Here is a 15,165-nt window from a genome sequence, read left to right as displayed (position 1 = left end):
TCATGGATACCTTTACCAATCAAATCCGCGTGGCGCTGCAAGAAGCCTCTGCGGTGCCGGCCGGCGCATGCCGGACCTGCGAACGGGGCGGCATGCCCATCATGCTGCTGCGCGAAGCGCCCTTGCCGCCGTCGTCTCCGTTCAACCCCGATCAAGACCGCCCTGGCATCGATATCCAATCGGGCAAGTACCGCGTGCTGCGTCAAGGCTATGTGTATGTGCTGCTGGATCAAGAAATCTGGCATGCGTACCAAGTCAGCGCGGATGGTTATCTGCGTCAGTACGATCCCTACCGTATGCCCAAGGGCACGGCCAAGCCGCTGTCCAAAGCCTGCACGGCGGTCGGGCATGACGTGCGAGCTTCATTTATTCATCTGGACACCAAGGTCTACAAGGAAGCGTGGATCGCGTTCTCGCAAGACCGATGGCCCGAGCAGGTACTGCACGCCTACAAAGCACAGCGGGCGCCTTCAACCCGGTTTCTGAAAGTCGATTTGACGGCGCTACGCAACACGCCCAACACGCTGTTGCATGGCCTCAACTATGCGGACGGATTCCTGACCGACCACGTATGGGAATACCGCTACGACGGTCACGACTTCGGTAGCCGACACGCCGTTCAACTTCGCACCCATCGCATCGTGCCGCTGAATGAGTACGTCGACAGCGCCAAGAAAATGCAAAGCTTGCCCCAAGGCGTACCGGTATTGGCCTTACCCGACCCCGTCGGCGCGGTGCTGGAATTCAATCAACAACGCCATATTCTGATTCAAGAACGCCTGGCATGGGCCAGCAATGCTGAACGGCAATATCTGCTGTTCACCTCGGCGGCGTTGGTGCAGATCAAAGAACTGGAAAAGACTTGGGCGCAAGCGCAAGCGGTGGAAGAAGTCCAGAAAGAAATCGAATACCGCAAACAACATAATGACCACCCGGTGTTAGGCATGCGCGCGCATTTGCCGCCGGTGGATGTACCGCGTGAAACGGAGAAAGCCGCCAAGCGCATCACGGCGGATTATCAAAAGCGCCTGGAACAACGCTATAGCGAGCCGCGCCGCAAACAGTTTCAAGACGCGCATGACAAAGAATGGCAACGTCGACAGGGGTTGATCGACGTTGTGGGCAGGCGCTATGCAGCATGGCTGTTGTCTGACGCCTGGCAGCGGATTGCGCAACACGACTACTCGGCGGACGATTCCTATTCGGCGGCAGGCTATACCAAGATGGTGGCGGCGTGCCTGGACGGCGGCCCCAGCGAAACACCGCCAGACACCGGCGGTGAACTGGGTCCCACGCAGAAGCTGTGGAAGGCGTTGCTGGAGGATCCGAACAGCATCTTGTACAAGGCGCTGCTGGCGAAGAACGCAAGCCTGCTCGCGGGACTGCGTCCGACTTTTACGGAAGGGTTTCAGGCGAATGATTCGGGCAAGCTGTATGCCGCGATCAAAGATCTGATGATGTCTCAGGAAGGCGAGATTTTCCTACGCAGCACCGTCAAGGAAGCCGTTGGCCAGTTGCAAGGCGCGATGACCAACGCGATGTTGGCGATGGAAGCGCGGGTGCAAGAGCAGCTTGTACCCGTAGCCGCCACCGTACATCAAGCCGCCCTGCTGCTGTGCGAACGCGTCCAGCTTTTGCGCGTGGAAATCGAACTGACGCTTGGTGAATATCAGGATTTGCTGACCAAGCAAATGCGCCAAGGGTTCGACAAGGCAGTACGTGAAACCGGCAAGCAGGCCCGCGCACTGATTTTCAGCGGCATGCTCACCCTGCCCGGCCCGGCTCAGAACCAGATATTCAAAGCCACTTTCTGGATTGCGGATACGGCTGCAGGGTTGAAAGAAAAACTGAGCGTAGTGTCCAACGCTACAGCCGACGCCCTCGACGGCAGTTGGCGCAGCCTGGAGGTGGCCGTGGGTAGCTTGGAGCCCGGCGCTATTGCGATTGCGGGACAGCTAAAGACGACCGCCTTGGATGCGAAGCTGCTAGCGCACACCGCTTTGGTAGGCATGCGCGGATTCGCCAACCTGGAGTTGGTGCTGTCTATGGGGGCATTGTTCTTTCAGCAAGACGGGCTGACCCGAAGTTTGCAGGACCTGGACCGGGTGATGGGCGCGCAGTATCCGGAAGCCGTCGCGAGCGTAGCTGCGAGCGCGGTCGGAGTAATGGGCGTTGGGATAGAGGCGACCGGCGTGGGCATCCGAAGCGTGGCGCAAGCGTTGCAGAAAGCAGGTATCGCAGAAGCGCGTGCGGTGAACGCGCTGACGCTGGGGAAAGGACTGATTCGATTTGGAGGGGTGACGAGTGCGCTATCGGGAGTGGTTGAGGGAGTGCAATTTGGGTTTGCGGCCTCGCGTACGCATAGATCGGGAGATGCCGACTCACGCAACCGTTATTTAGCTGCCAGTGGTCTATCCATACTTTCAGGCTTCGCAGGGGCGTACGTTGCTCTATCTGGGGCGTCATCACTTCTGGGCCCCCTTGGATGGGCTATTGCTTTTGGCCTGCTTGCCTACACCGCATCTGCATGCGCAAGGCGCAACCAGTCAACCTCTATCGAGCAATGGACTCGCCGGTGTTATTTTGGGAATCATGACGAAATCCCATCCATCTGGTGGAACGCGGCTAAAACCATTATTAATATTCCCCCACACGCTAGCGAAGAAATAGCTATCGAAAAGTCAGGTGCTGCCAATGCGGATAAAGACACTGCTATTGGGGCTCTGAATGCAGCTCTAATAGGGCTAATAATAGATTTTGAATTTAATTTCCGCCCCCGATCGTCGCTAGCCCCGATGGGCGCTTCGGGCATCACGTGGGGAACAACGCTTGACTATAGCGTCGAACTACCAAGGTGGACGTCGGAGCAATCAGGCTATGCGATGTACCTAGCGTTAAAGCGGCACACGCCTGCGCAAATAGTAGTCGCGGAGCAGCACAATTCTAAAGCAATCGCGAAACTGTCAGTCACTCCCAAGCGCCCTGGGCACCAAATCGACGGCAACGCCACTCGTCAGCCGACAATAGCCTCACCATTAATAGCCGGGTCAATTTTGATTGACCTCGGCGAGGAAGAGATTGAGTCCGCCACGCTGCACGTCAAATACTGGCCGAACGTCGAGGATACGAGCGTATATGGAGAAATTACGGCCATTGCATTCCGGTAGCTTCGTTTGATCGGGGTGCATATGAAATTTTTATCTTTTACGAGGCCAGCATTGATCCAAAAAAACAAATATTCGCCCAACACCGAACCTCTCCTCGTGCCGCCACATCGTGGCTGGGTCCGAGACTTGGCTGAACCTGATAGCTGCGCTCCGACGCTCATCAGTATCGAAGAAGTGCCGGTCATTAATTCCATGAACGGTGTCTATCTAGAAGTAAATCGAAAGCCTCGCAAAATGCGAGGCCTATTACTTGCATTATCTATATTCGGCATAGCGTGGTTAATTTTCGCTATTCCATTACTAATTTCACCCGGAATGAAAATATTGAACTTGCTTGAGATCTCGGCAGTTGTCGCCGCAATGCTGTGGTGGACTATTTTCATGATACGGGTTGACACCGCGCCCCCTCGGGACGAGCCCATCCGCTTCAATCGTTTGCGCCGCAAGGCATTTGTTTATAGTTTCCGTTTCCTCTGGTGGAACCCGTTCGCTCGCTGGTACGTCACCACGAAATCCTACAACTGGGCGGACCTGCGCGCTGAAGTCTGGCGCCAACGCGGTGCTACCGCGCAAGGCGGCTTGATCATCACCTGGGGTGTATCCATTGCCGTCATCAAACCCGGCACAAATGAAGTCATCGACCGCTTTCCGTTGAGCGTAGGACAAGACGAAGGCAGCTCTTGGGACTATGTCTGCGCTTACATGCAGCACGGCCCCGAAGCATTGCCGCCGGTCGAGAGATTCAACGATCCCAATGAAGTTCCTTCCTACAACCTTGCGCTTCGTCTGGCCCCTAGAGTCCACTGGCCAGAGCAAATGGATGCAGAATCGCGCAGCGGGCCTGAAGACAGCCCAGCAGTTGTGCAAGCCCAGCACAAAGGACAGACCGACAAATGAAACGCAGAAGGCCTTTATTTGATAGGCCACATCCAGGATGGCAGGAAGATCAGCCCGGTGTCTGGCGACGACGAGGTGCTACGCCGAATGGCGGCCTGATCATCACTTGGGGCGTATCGATCGCCGTGATCAAGCCTGGCACAAACAAGGTCGTCGCGCGATGCCCCTTGAGCCGAGTCGCGTAGCGCCAGCATGGCCACCGACGTCTCCTTCAAGGCGGTCCCCTGCAACCCCCTGTGCCCTTCTTGACGTTCTCGCGCATGTCTTCGACGCTGGCGCGACGTTGCCCGCAAGGCCAACATCAAGCTGAACTAAGCCGATACCTCGCCGCCGCAATGCCGGCAAACCCGCGCGTCGCGCAAAATCCGCCCGGCGCAGTGCGGGCATTCCGTATGGGTCGGCAGCACCGGTTCACGCGCATGGGCTGACCGGTCGGCAATGGCAAACAAAAACGCGCCGGCCAAGGGCGGGCTGATCAGGCAGGCCAGTATCGTCCAGCCGATGCGCTTGCGGCCCCGGCCGGCGGCCAAGCCGCCCACCACCAGGGCCAGAACGATCCAAAGGAGAATAAGCAGAAACATATTGCGATGGTAAACCGCGATAGCCTGCCGCGACGCGCTATCCGTGGCTTTCAAGGTCAGCGATCAGACTTAGTCCCGCGCCCAAATTTTTCCCAAAACCCGCTTCTTAAGCCCGCACCAACGCCATCAACAAGAGTAATCTGCAAATTCGCCTGCAACCAAAAAGGAAGCGCATATGAATAAGATCTCTTCTACATGGCGTAGGACCACGGTGGCGGTGACGCTAGGCGTGGCGAGTGTGATGTTCGCGGGTTGCACAACAACCACCCCCGCCGACAAGGCCACGTCGGCCGAGAAGCGGCAAGAGCTGAACGCCGCCGCCAACGCCACGCTGACCAAGCTGTACGAGGGCTCGCCGCAATCCAGGCAGTTGGTGGAACGCGCGCGCGGCGTGCTGGTATTTCCGGACGTGCTTAGCGCCAGCTTCATCGTCGGCGCCCAACACGGCACCGGGGTGCTGCGGGTGAAAGGGCAAGACACGGGCTACTACAGCATCAGTGGCGGGTCGATCGGCTTTCAAGCCGGCGCCCAATCCAAAGCCATGGTGCTGTTGTTCATGACGGATGACGCCCTTGCCAAGTTCCGCGCCAGCAGCGGTTGGACCATCGGCGCCGACGCCTCCGTGGCCGTGGCCAATGTGGGTGCCAACGGCAGTATTGATTCCAATACCGCCCAGCAACCTATCGTGGGCTTTGTGCTGAACAACGGCGGCTTGATGGCCGGTGTGTCGGTGGACGGCAACAAGATATCGCCGACAACGCTGTAATCCTCTGCCCTTCGGGACCGGCTGGACGCTGCTTCACAGCATGGGCCGGTCCCCACATCCTGACCTCGGCGCGGCGCTGCCGCCCGCCTTCAGGACAACATAGGCGCCATCTCCGGGTCGCCTTTTTTCATGGCATGGCGATACGCATCGCGCGCGCCGATGCGCTGTAGGTACGTCAGAATGTTCTTATACGGCGACAAGTCGTAGGGATAGAACAGGCGCATCGTCGTCAGCGAAAACACAACAATGATGTCGGCGGCGGTCAAGACATTGCCGGCCAGGTAATCGGTCTTGCCCAACTGTTTGTCGACCATCGCCAAGGCCTGCTGGCGCCTCGCATCGGCGAATTGCACGGCGGGTTTGTCGGCGGGCACTTCGGCTCGGGCCAGCACCATGCAGCGCATCAGGCTGGGTTGCAGCGAGCCGTTGGCGAAGTGGAACCAATACAGGTAGTTGGCATAGTCCGGGCTGGTGGGCGGCACCGTCAGGCGGCCGTCGCCGTAGCGGGTCAACAGGTATTCCACGATGGCGGTGGACTCGGCCAACACCACGTCGCCGTCGGTAATGATGGGCGCCGTGCCCAGCGGGTGCAGCGCCTTGTATTCAGGCGGGGCCAGCCGTGTGACCGGATCGCGGTCATAGACCTTCAGGTTGTACGGGATGGCGAGTTCCTCGCACAGCCACACGATGCGTTCGGATTGCGATTTTCCCAGATGATGCACGGTCAGCATGAGCTTCCTTTATAGGTGCGCCGGCGTGGGTACGCCTGCGCGTCGACTTCGCCACTCTACGCCGCTTTGCCGCATCGGATAGCCCACGGTGTCCACTCGGACACCGCCCTTTACGGATAGATACATAACGCCGGTAATCAGCAATTACCAAATGCAATCCGCGTGCTAATTTAAGCGCCCGTGGCCGCCCTTGCCCGTGGCGGACGTTCTTAGCCAACCATTCATGACCATGCAAAACACGCCTGATCGCGACTTGAACACCGCTCCGCACCGCACGCAAAGCACGCGCACGCGGCTTTCCCGGATTCTTCCCCTGGCGTTCGGGCTGGCGTTGGCCGCGGCTTCGCCGATGCAGGCGGCGCAAGCTGAAACCATCCGCGCCCACGGCCCTGCGCAGCAAGCGGCCCAGCAGCAAGCAGCCCCACAACAGGCAACCCCGCAGGCGGGTTCAACGGGACTGGCCCCGGTCACCAAGACCGAAATCAAAAGCCAGACCGCCTACGAACGCCTGATGAACAACAGCGGCGTCAGCGTGCAATGGCTCTGGTCGGCCGAACGTGGCCACCTGAATGCGAAGGACGTGAACGACGTCGTGCGCATCGATGGCACGCAGGCCAATTTTGAAGGCACGTTGAAAATCAACGGTGAAATCGTGTCGATCGACAAAGACCGCTTCACCTTTCGCGGCACGATCCTGATTCTTGACGCCCCCGACAAAGGCCGCCGTTGCGAACGCACGGGCGACTACGAGTTTCGGGCCACCGGCAAGCGCAAATACTGGCGCCTGCAGCAAATGGAAAGCTGCGACCGTTTGACGGATTACGTGGATATTTTTTATTGATTGGGGATATAGCCCACACACACGTTAGGATCCCGCATTGAGATCTGCGCAGGCACCGCAGCCCCACAAGGAGACCCCCACATGATCAACGACCTAGACAAAAAACACCTGACCCGCTGCATTGAGCTGGCCAAGCGCGCGTTGGAACTGGGCGATCAGCCCTTTGGTTCCGTGCTGGTGTCCGCCAATGGCGAGGTGCTGTTCGAAGACCATAATCACGTCTCGGGCGGCGATCACACCCAGCATCCTGAATTTGAAATTGCCCGTTGGGCGGCCAACCACGTGCCGGCAGCCGAGCGCGCGTCGTGCACCGTCTACACCTCGGGTGAGCACTGCGCGATGTGTTCGGCGGCGCATGGCTGGGTGGGGCTGGGGCGCATTGTGTATGCGGCGTCTTCGAAGCAGTATGCGCAGTGGATGCGGGAATGGGGCGTGGCGCCGTCTCGCGTAAAAACGTTGGCGATTCAAGACGTTATTGAGGGGGTGACGGTTGATGGCCCCGTGCCGGAGTTTGCGGAGCAGATCAAGCTGCTGCATGAAGAGAACGTGCGGCGCCGGGCGTAGACGCTGACGTGGGTTTTTTCCCTGCGCAGCAACACTATCCAAACCACGACAGGATTTCCCGGCATGCCCTCGAACAGCATTAAATGGATTGTCAGCATCGTCTTCGGACTGATCATCGGCAGGGTCGGCTATGGCGTGCTGCTGCCGGTTTTCATGGCCTTGAGCCCGGGTGAGCAAAGCACCGCCTCGGCGGATTCCAACACGATGATCGTGTCCGGTCTGGCCGTCTGGCTTGTCATCACCGTCATCGCCAGCGTCATGCTGGCGCGCATTCCCAACCTGCGCCGCCTGGTCGGCTGGGGTTGCGTCGTGCTGGGCGTGGCCTTGGTGCTGACCATTCCCGCCACCTTGCTGACCATGGACGCCGGTACGCAGAACGCCTCCGCCGCGGATACGCGCGATGCCAATACCGCCCTCTTCTTCTGGGCGCTTATTTTCGGCCTGCCTTATGTTGGCGGCGGGCTGGCGCTGACGATTCTGGGCACGGTGCTGGTGCGCAAGAACCCCGCGACCAAAGACCCCGTCCTTAACTAATCCGCCAATCTGCCGTTGTTAGAACATTGCGGCCCCCGCATGCGCCATGCGCAGCCGGCATGGGTTCGCCTTTCCTTGAACCCACCTGCGTAGCGCATGACTGCATCCCCCCACACCATCGACACCCATCTCGCGCGTCGCGCGGAAATTCGGCAACTGCTGCAAAGCGGCCAGTTTGATGAACTGGACGCCATCCTGGAACCCGCCGCCTTGCGGTGGCTGGACAGCAAGGGCGAGTCCTTCGGGTATCGGTGGTTGTTGGACGAGATCCGCGACCCGCAATTATCAGCCGCTGACAACCTTGCCCGCCTGCGCGCATGGCGTGACGCGCGGCCCGCGTCGTATCACGCGCATCTTGCCTACGGCAACCAGTGGGAGATCATTGCCGGCACCATCCGCACCAGCAACACCGCCGACTACGTGGACGATGAGCAATGGGTGGGCGCGATGATGGCGCGCGACCATGCCGTGGCCGCATTCCTGCAAGCCATGGCCTTGCACGAGCGGCCGGCGGTGGCCGTGCAGCGGACCATGCGGGTCTGCGCGTACCTGGGTGAACCTGAATGGCTGGCGGGCTTGGCCACCGCCGCACCGGCCACGCCCCAGGCTTCGCTCCAACTTTCACCCCAGGCGTCGCACGACGCGCTACAGGCGCACTGGCCCGCCGAGGTCTGGGAGCAAGGCCTGAACCTGCTAGCCGAACACAGCGGCATGGGCCTGGCCGACCTGCCCGCCTCATTGCCACCCGGCCTGCCCGCGCGCCAGGCCAGCGACAACGACGATCCCAAAACCTATTGGCTGCGCACCGCGCTTGCCCTGCGTCCGAATGATGTAGGCGCGCTGAGCGCGTACCTGTATTTCCTGTATCCGCGTTGGGGCGGCAGCCACGCCGCAATGGACGCCTTCATCAACGGCCCCGTATGCGCAGGCCTGACCGAGGCCGAGCGCGATGAGCTGCGGTTCCATAAGGAATTCGATTACCTGGGCTACACCGCCTTTCATCCGGAACCCGATGACGACGAGCAGATCGACGTGTTCCTCCAGGCGTTCGAGCAATGGCTGACCTTGCAGCTTTCCGCCGAGCAACGCGCCGTGGCCCTGTGCCACTACGCCAACTTCGAAACCATGCGTGCGCGCCACGTTGACGACGACGGCGAGGTGCATTGGGATGCCGCGCTGCTGCAACACGCCTACGATCTGCTGACGCAAGCCTGCGCGACGGCCCCCGCCGATATCGACCTGACGGACGAGGCCTACCCCGGCACGCTGTTCACCTTGCAGGCGTGCCTGTGGTTCAAGGGCATGCCCGACACCCAGGGCCTGTTCCGCCAGATCCTGTTGCGCGGTGCGCACTGGGGAGATGATGTGGAAGCCGTGTTGCTGGCGGCCGTGGGCAGCCAGTTTGGCCTGTTCGGCTTGCAGGCGGGTGAGCTTGATACCCAGGCGCTGCTGGAACGCGGCTTTGCGCTGGACCGCGAGGCCCGCGAGTTCAACCTGCCGCAGTTGGGCCGCAACCTGTGGGGCGACGTATCGCCCGACGCCGCGTTGTTCCTGTGGCAGGAAGGCGCCGCGCGTGGGCGCTCGGATGCGCTGATGTCGCTAAGCGAGCTGTATGCGGGCAAGATCGACGCTGACTACGACGGTATCGACAAGACCGCCGCGCGCGATTGGCTGACACGCGCCGCCGAAGCCGGCCATCTGGTGGCCCGCAACAACCTGGCCTATGCCGCCATCGACGAAGGCCGCGACATTCCAACGGGCGAATACCAGACGTACCGGCTCTGGCTGGAAAACAACTGGCACGTAGCCGATCGCGGTTCCCGCATGGAAGCGATGGCCGCCCGCAACCTGAGCTGGCTGATGCTGATGCACAGCGGGTCGGATGAAGACCAACGCACCGCCCTGGACCGTGTATTGCCCTGGCTGTGGGACCAAAGCGATGAGGGCGACCGCGAAACCGCCGCGCGCAGCTACGCCATCGCGTTCATGGAAGGACGCGGCTGCGAGCCCAATGCCTATCTGGCCAAGGTGTGGATTGCGCGCGCCTGCGCGCTGTCGCCCGACAACGAATACTTGCAGCGCTTAAGCGGCGAAATCAATGACGCCAGTGGCTGGTTTGGTGGCTGGCGCTTGCGGCGGCGCATGGAACAGGCCCGCGCACGCGTGGACGCGCGGGGTCGCGAACTGACGTTTGGGCGGGGCGAAGCGGACGCCTGAGCCTTGGTTTGTTCGCTTAGCTTGCCGGCGCGCACGCCGCGTCCCATTGCAGCATCAGTTGCGTAATCGCGGCGTCGAACACGGGGTACCGCACGCCGTCCCGGGCCGCGAGCGACACGCCCAACAGAAAGCTGTTGAACAAGGTACCCAGCACTTTGGCGTCCGTCGTCGCCACAAGCTCGCCGCTGGCAATGCCGCGTTCCACGCAGCGGATGAAGCCAGAATGCGTGCGTTGGCGCGATGCCGCCAAGGGCTTGGCGACGGCGGCATGTTCAGGGGTGGGCGCACTCATGACGCCCAGCGCCACCATGCAGCCTTTGGGGTGAGTGCGCTCGCACTGCATCTTCGCCGACCGGCGCAGCGCCAGTTCTATGGCGGTTCTGGGGGGAATATTGTCATCCCACAGGCTATCGTTCACGCGGGCGTAGGTGTCCAGATAGCGTTGAACGGCTTCCGCATACAGCGCCTCTTTCGACCCGAACGCCGCATAAAAACTGGGCGCTGAAATACCCCCGCCGATCCCGGCCTTCAACTGGCTGAGCGAAGTCGATTCGTAGCCCTGCTCCCAAAACAGATGCAACGCCTGGTCGATCGCCTGCTCGCGGTCAAACGCGCGCGGCCTGCCCATTTGCGCCATTACGGTCTCCCTATTGTCGAACGCGACATCAATACTAATCGATACAAAAGTCGTTGACAACGCGAAAGCGCCCGACCTACATTTGTACTGATCGGTATATAAAACAGCCAATCTTTGCGCTCATCCACCGCGCATGGCTCGCCGCGTATATCGATCCGGCTACCTCTACCAAAGGACTTTTGCGTGAATCACTCAACAACTTCAACCGGGCAGCCCGCGTCTGACCGCCTGCCTGTCTCCGCGCTGCTGGCGCTGGCCATGACCGGCTTTCTTTGCATCGTTACCGAAACCCTGCCCGCCGGGCTGTTGCCGCAGATCAGCGCCGGCCTGGAGGTCAGCCAGGCCTTGGCCGGGCAGATGGTGACGGCTTATGCGCTGGGTTCCTTGCTGGCGGCCATTCCGCTGACGATCGCCACCCGTGGCTGGCGCCGCCGCAACGTGTTGCTGATGACGATCATCGGCTTTCTTCTCTTCAATTCCGCCACGGCGCTGTCGACAAACTACCGGCTGACCTTGGTGGCGCGCTTCTTCGCGGGCATGGCGGCGGGGCTGGCCTGGAGCCTGCTGGCAGGCTACGCGCGGCGCATGGTCGCCCCCTGGCAACAAGGGCGGGCGATGGCGTTGGCGATGGTGGGCACGCCAATCGCGCTGTCTCTCGGCGTGCCGCTGGGCACGTTGCTGGGGGCCACGGTGGGATGGCGCGTGGCGTTCTGGATCATGTCGGCGATGACGCTGGGGCTGGTCGTCTGGGTGCTGGCCAAGGTGCCTGACTACCCGGGGCAGTCTGCCCATGAACGCATGCCGCTGCGCCGGGTCTTCACGACGCCGGGTGTGCGGCCCGTGCTGGCGGTGGTGGTGGCGTGGATGCTGGCGCACAACATTCTGTACACCTACATTGCCCCCTTTGTGGCCCCTGCCGGCTTGTCTGAACGGGTGGACCTGGTGCTGCTGGTCTTTGGCATGGCAGCGCTTGCCGGCATCTGGATCACGGGCAAATTGGTCGATCACCATTTGCGCCTGACGGTGCTGACCAGCCTGGCCGCATTTGCCGCCACGGCGCTGGTCTTCGCCCTGGCGCCTGCCAACCCAGCCGTGATCTACCTGGGCGTGGCGGTCTGGGGCATCAGCTTCGGCGGGGCCGCCACCTTGTTGCAAACGGCGTTGGCCGATGCGGCCGGTAGCGGTGCGGACGTCGCGCTGTCGATGAACGTGGTCGCGTGGAATGGCGCGATCGCCGGGGCCGGCGTGGCGGGCGGCATGCTGCTTGAGGCCTGGGGCGTAGGGGCGTTTCCGTGGGCGCTGCTTGTGCTGGTCGCCCTGGCGTTCGCGATGGCGTGGTCGGCGCGCGCGCATGCGTTCCGGCCCGGATTACGGACCTCGGGCATGGCTGCCGTGGGGCATTGACCTCGCGCAGCGAGAGCGCGGGAGAGGCAAGGCGCGCCGCCGGAAAATCCTGGATGGCCACGTCACTTGCAGTTTGAAACGTTTCATCACCGGGCCACCCGTCCCCGTCAGGCGACACAAGTACAATTCCGGCCACTTCCCGCTATCCGTACGCAATCCGTCCGCCTTCCCCATGTCCAGTCTCATCGTCCACGGTGGCACGCCCCTGCGCGGCCGCATCATTCCTTCGGCCAACAAGAATGCCGTGCTGCCCATTCTGTGCGCCACGCTCTTAACCGACCAGCCCTTGACGCTGCATGGCGTGCCGGACATTACCGATGTGCGGAAGATTCTGGACATCTTCCGCACGCTGGGCAGTGACGTGAAGCTGGACGAATCCACGCGCACTCTGAACCTGCATCATCGCAACACCACCTTCGACGCCACGCAGCACCGGCTGCCGGAAGAGATGCGCTCGTCGATCATGCTGGTGCCGCCGCTGTTGGCGCGCTTCGGGATCGCGCGGCTGGAAGACAACGTCAAGGGTTGCACGCTGGGCGTGCGCGAGATTGATCCGCACGTGGATATCTTCCGCTCGTTCGGCGGCGAAGTGGAACGCGCCAGCGGGTCTTTGCTGGTGCGCAGCAGCGGCACGCTGAAAGCCACGCATCACTGGCTGGACTACGCGTCAGTCACCACCACCGAAAACTTCGTGCTGTGCGCGGCGGCGGCCATTGGGGAATCGTCTTTGACCAATGCGGCGTCCGAGCCGCACGTGCAGGAATTTTGCCGCTTTATGGCGATGATGGGCGCCGACATTGATGGCATCGGCACATCGCGCCTGACGGTGCGCGGCGGTGCGCGCCTGGGCGGTGGCGAATTCACTTTTGAAGAAGACTTCCACGAGATCACGACCTTCCTCGCGCTGGGCGCGATCACGGGTGGCGATGTGGTGGTGCGCAACCGCACGCCGGGCAACTTTCCGTTGATAGACCGCACCTTCGCCAAGTTTGGCGTCACGATCGAACACAAGGATGGGTGGTCGCGAGCGCTGCGTTCCGGTCCGCTGAAGGTGCAGACGCCCTTCACCAGCAACGTGCTGACCAAGGTGGAAGCCGCGCCCTGGCCGTACTTTCCGGTGGACCTGCTGCCGATCTTCATTGCGCTGGGCGTGTGCGCCGAAGGCAATGCCATGTTCTGGAACAAGGTCTATGACGGTGCGCTGGGCTGGACGGGCGAGCTGACGAAGTTCGGCGCGCATGTGTTCTCGTCGGACCCGCACCGCGTGGTGACCTTCGGCGGCATGCCGCTGACGCCAGCCGTGGTGGAAAGCCCCTACATCATCCGCGTGGCGATCGCGCTGTTCATGGTGGCCAGCAGCATCAAGGGCCGCTCGGAAATCCGCAACGCGACGCCGATCCGCCGTGCGCATCCGCAGTTCGTGGAAAACCTGCGCAGCCTGGGCGTGCAGGTCGAATGGACTAGCGAAGAATAAGGAAGGGCGTACCGGCGGCGGGCGTACCCGCGGCCGGCGCACCGGCGATCAGCCGGATACCCCCGCCGCGCGGTTCAAGAATTCCAGCACCGCCAGATACGACCCCTCGTTGCCCGCCGCATTCGCGGCCGGCGTGCCGCCCGCGTCCAGCAGCAAGCCCGACATCGCATGCGGTTTGCTGATCAGCGTGGCGGGCAGATAGGGGTACTGCACGTGGTGCCCCGCCCCCATGCACACGTGGTGAAACGTGGGCAGGCCGTGTGCCTGACGCTGGCGCATCACCATTTCGGAATAGGCGGTGCTGGGCCAGAAGCCGTCATCGGATGCGCTGATCAGCATGATCGGGCCGGGATAGTTTTCCACCGGAATGCGCGCGCGTTCAACGGCCGCGGCATCGCGCGTGGCGCTCAGAAAAGCGTGGGTTTGCCGATACGGCGGTTCAGACGCATAGGCCGCTTCCCAGTCGGCGCTGGCGTTGTCCTGCCACAGATGCGGCAAGGGTTCGCCATTCTTGGTCCAGACCTGGGCGTTACGGCCGGTGCCGGGTGACCCCGCGCTGACCACGCCGTGCATGACGGGCGACGGCACGTAGGCGGCCACCGCGCTGACCAACTCGGGATACTGCGAGGCCACCAGCAAGGAGGTCTCGCCGCCCCGGCTGATGCCCGACAAGGCCACGAAACCATCGCGCGGCGCCAGCTCGGCGTGCGCCCAACGCAACGCGTGTTCGAAGTATTCCAGCGGCATGTCGTTCAGGTACTTGGGCCGGCCGTCGTAGTTGAAGATGGCAAGCGCCAGGCACTGGAAACCGCGCGCGGCGAACAGCGCGGCGCGTGGCGCGTTGACGCCGCCCGACGAGCCGTTCATGTAGATCACCAGCGGATGCGGGCCGGGTCCGGCGGGCGTATAGAGCTCGCCCGACACGGTCATGCCGCCGACCTGCTCACGCACCGCGCGATGCGTGACGCCCTCCTCCAAAAATTCCTGCACCAGCCGCGCCGACGCGCTGCGCACCCCGTCCGTGGCCTCGATCTGAATCACCAAGGGTTCGGTGCGGTCGGGCGGGAACACCACGCGGCTCATGTCCTCGCACACCATGGACCACACGATGCCCATGGCCGAAGGTTCGGCGTAGCTGCCTGACACGGGGCAGTCGCGGCCCAGGTCCAGGCTGCCGTCGTGCCCGGCCACGAACACGGCTTGCGAGCGCCACGGCGCACCGCACATCTGCATGCTGGCGGTGACGGTAATGAAGGCGTAGGCAGGAAAGCCGTCGATGCGAATGTCGCGAGCGACATCGATCAGGGCGAATTCCGGGGTGACGCTAATGCGGGCTAGGTCGGTCACGGGGT

The 15,165-nt window shown here is 62.0% G+C and carries 13 protein-coding genes; 9 read left to right on the top strand and 4 right to left on the bottom strand.

Going from position 1 to position 15,165, the window contains the following annotated elements:
* The first annotated feature begins 2 nt into the window (after nt 1-2).
* Both WBR68_RS29855 and WBR68_RS29850 read left to right on the top strand, forming a co-directional pair.
* Nucleotides 3-3,167 carry a T6SS effector BTH_I2691 family protein gene (locus WBR68_RS29855; protein ID WP_230696056.1) on the top strand — a complete coding sequence of 1,055 codons (3,165 nt, stop codon included), beginning with the start codon at nt 3-5 and terminating at the stop codon, nt 3,165-3,167.
* A 21-nt stretch (nt 3,168-3,188) separates the two neighbouring features.
* A complete protein-coding gene (locus tag WBR68_RS29850; RefSeq protein WP_230696055.1) occupies nt 3,189-4,064 on the top strand; it encodes a DUF6708 domain-containing protein in 876 nt (291 codons plus the stop codon).
* Nucleotides 4,065-4,375: 311 nt separating this feature from the next.
* Here WBR68_RS29850 and WBR68_RS29845 read toward each other — a convergent pair whose 3' ends face one another.
* Nucleotides 4,376-4,645 carry a hypothetical protein gene (locus WBR68_RS29845; protein ID WP_050449531.1) on the bottom strand — a complete coding sequence of 90 codons (270 nt, stop codon included), beginning with the start codon at nt 4,643-4,645 and terminating at the stop codon, nt 4,376-4,378.
* A gap of 175 nt (nt 4,646-4,820) precedes the next feature.
* Here WBR68_RS29845 and WBR68_RS29840 point away from each other — a divergent pair, with 175 nt between their 5' ends.
* Nucleotides 4,821-5,411 (top strand): BPSL1445 family SYLF domain-containing lipoprotein, encoded by a 591-nt coding sequence (locus WBR68_RS29840; RefSeq protein ID WP_050449529.1) that lies wholly within the window; start codon nt 4,821-4,823, stop codon nt 5,409-5,411.
* Between the two features lie 89 nt (nt 5,412-5,500).
* Here the strand turns inward: WBR68_RS29840 and WBR68_RS29835 are convergent, their stop codons facing one another.
* On the bottom strand, nt 5,501-6,142 hold the full coding sequence (locus tag WBR68_RS29835; RefSeq protein WP_050449528.1) for a glutathione S-transferase family protein: 642 nt from the start codon (nt 6,140-6,142) through the stop codon (nt 5,501-5,503).
* A 223-nt stretch (nt 6,143-6,365) separates the two neighbouring features.
* Between WBR68_RS29835 and WBR68_RS29830 the strand changes: the two genes are divergently transcribed.
* From WBR68_RS29830 to WBR68_RS29815, 4 genes are all read left to right on the top strand, one after another.
* Nucleotides 6,366-6,983, top strand: a complete 618-nt coding sequence (locus tag WBR68_RS29830; RefSeq protein ID WP_230696054.1) for a hypothetical protein — start codon at nt 6,366-6,368, stop codon at nt 6,981-6,983.
* 81 nt (nt 6,984-7,064) lie between these two features.
* Nucleotides 7,065-7,547, top strand: coding sequence for a nucleoside deaminase (locus WBR68_RS29825; RefSeq protein ID WP_230696053.1), 483 nt, complete (start codon nt 7,065-7,067; stop codon nt 7,545-7,547).
* Nucleotides 7,548-7,610: 63 nt separating this feature from the next.
* Entirely contained in the window at nt 7,611-8,081 is a 471-nt protein-coding gene (locus WBR68_RS29820; RefSeq protein WP_230696052.1) for a hypothetical protein, read from the top strand.
* A 96-nt stretch (nt 8,082-8,177) separates the two neighbouring features.
* Nucleotides 8,178-10,298 carry a DUF4034 domain-containing protein gene (locus WBR68_RS29815; RefSeq protein WP_230696051.1) on the top strand — a complete coding sequence of 707 codons (2,121 nt, stop codon included), beginning with the start codon at nt 8,178-8,180 and terminating at the stop codon, nt 10,296-10,298.
* 16 nt (nt 10,299-10,314) lie between these two features.
* Here the strand turns inward: WBR68_RS29815 and WBR68_RS29810 are convergent, their stop codons facing one another.
* The gene (locus tag WBR68_RS29810) at nt 10,315-10,935 is read right to left on the bottom strand and encodes a TetR/AcrR family transcriptional regulator (protein ID WP_050449524.1); all 621 of its coding nucleotides are present in this window, start codon (nt 10,933-10,935) and stop codon (nt 10,315-10,317) included.
* Between the two features lie 258 nt (nt 10,936-11,193).
* Between WBR68_RS29810 and WBR68_RS29805 the strand changes: the two genes are divergently transcribed.
* Together WBR68_RS29805 and WBR68_RS29800 are read left to right on the top strand one after the other, a co-directional pair.
* Nucleotides 11,194-12,339 carry an MFS transporter gene (locus WBR68_RS29805; RefSeq protein ID WP_230696069.1) on the top strand — a complete coding sequence of 382 codons (1,146 nt, stop codon included), beginning with the start codon at nt 11,194-11,196 and terminating at the stop codon, nt 12,337-12,339.
* Between the two features lie 172 nt (nt 12,340-12,511).
* Nucleotides 12,512-13,813, top strand: coding sequence for a UDP-N-acetylglucosamine 1-carboxyvinyltransferase (locus WBR68_RS29800; RefSeq protein WP_230696050.1), 1,302 nt, complete (start codon nt 12,512-12,514; stop codon nt 13,811-13,813).
* 48 nt (nt 13,814-13,861) lie between these two features.
* On the opposite strand, the gene WBR68_RS29795 is transcribed toward WBR68_RS29800, so the two are convergent.
* A complete protein-coding gene (locus tag WBR68_RS29795) occupies nt 13,862-15,160 on the bottom strand; it encodes an acyl-CoA thioester hydrolase/BAAT C-terminal domain-containing protein (RefSeq protein WP_127184885.1) in 1,299 nt (432 codons plus the stop codon).
* Nucleotides 15,161-15,165: the final 5 nt, after the last annotated feature.

The sequence above is a fragment of the Achromobacter sp. JD-1 genome (genome assembly GCF_038594925.1).
GTDB classification, from domain to species: domain Bacteria; phylum Pseudomonadota; class Gammaproteobacteria; order Burkholderiales; family Burkholderiaceae_B; genus Achromobacter; species Achromobacter spanius_C.
The sequence above is the reverse complement of the archived record's forward strand: the minus strand, read 5'-3'. Positions and strand labels throughout refer to the sequence as shown.

What these genes read in the sequence shown, in the direction of transcription:
- WBR68_RS29855 (WP_230696056.1), top strand. Translation starts at nt 3, where the DNA reads ATGGATACCTTTACCAATCAAATCCGCGTGGCGCTGCAAGAAGCCTCT.
- WBR68_RS29850 (WP_230696055.1), top strand. Translation starts at nt 3,189, where the DNA reads ATGAAATTTTTATCTTTTACGAGGCCAGCATTGATCCAAAAAAACAAA.
- WBR68_RS29845 (WP_050449531.1), bottom strand. Translation starts at nt 4,645, where the DNA reads ATGTTTCTGCTTATTCTCCTTTGGATCGTTCTGGCCCTGGTGGTGGGC.
- WBR68_RS29840 (WP_050449529.1), top strand. Translation starts at nt 4,821, where the DNA reads ATGAATAAGATCTCTTCTACATGGCGTAGGACCACGGTGGCGGTGACG.
- WBR68_RS29835 (WP_050449528.1), bottom strand. Translation starts at nt 6,142, where the DNA reads ATGCTGACCGTGCATCATCTGGGAAAATCGCAATCCGAACGCATCGTG.
- WBR68_RS29830 (WP_230696054.1), top strand. Translation starts at nt 6,366, where the DNA reads ATGACCATGCAAAACACGCCTGATCGCGACTTGAACACCGCTCCGCAC.
- WBR68_RS29825 (WP_230696053.1), top strand. Translation starts at nt 7,065, where the DNA reads ATGATCAACGACCTAGACAAAAAACACCTGACCCGCTGCATTGAGCTG.
- WBR68_RS29820 (WP_230696052.1), top strand. Translation starts at nt 7,611, where the DNA reads ATGCCCTCGAACAGCATTAAATGGATTGTCAGCATCGTCTTCGGACTG.
- WBR68_RS29815 (WP_230696051.1), top strand. Translation starts at nt 8,178, where the DNA reads ATGACTGCATCCCCCCACACCATCGACACCCATCTCGCGCGTCGCGCG.
- WBR68_RS29810 (WP_050449524.1), bottom strand. Translation starts at nt 10,935, where the DNA reads ATGGCGCAAATGGGCAGGCCGCGCGCGTTTGACCGCGAGCAGGCGATC.
- WBR68_RS29805 (WP_230696069.1), top strand. Translation starts at nt 11,194, where the DNA reads ATGACCGGCTTTCTTTGCATCGTTACCGAAACCCTGCCCGCCGGGCTG.
- WBR68_RS29800 (WP_230696050.1), top strand. Translation starts at nt 12,512, where the DNA reads ATGTCCAGTCTCATCGTCCACGGTGGCACGCCCCTGCGCGGCCGCATC.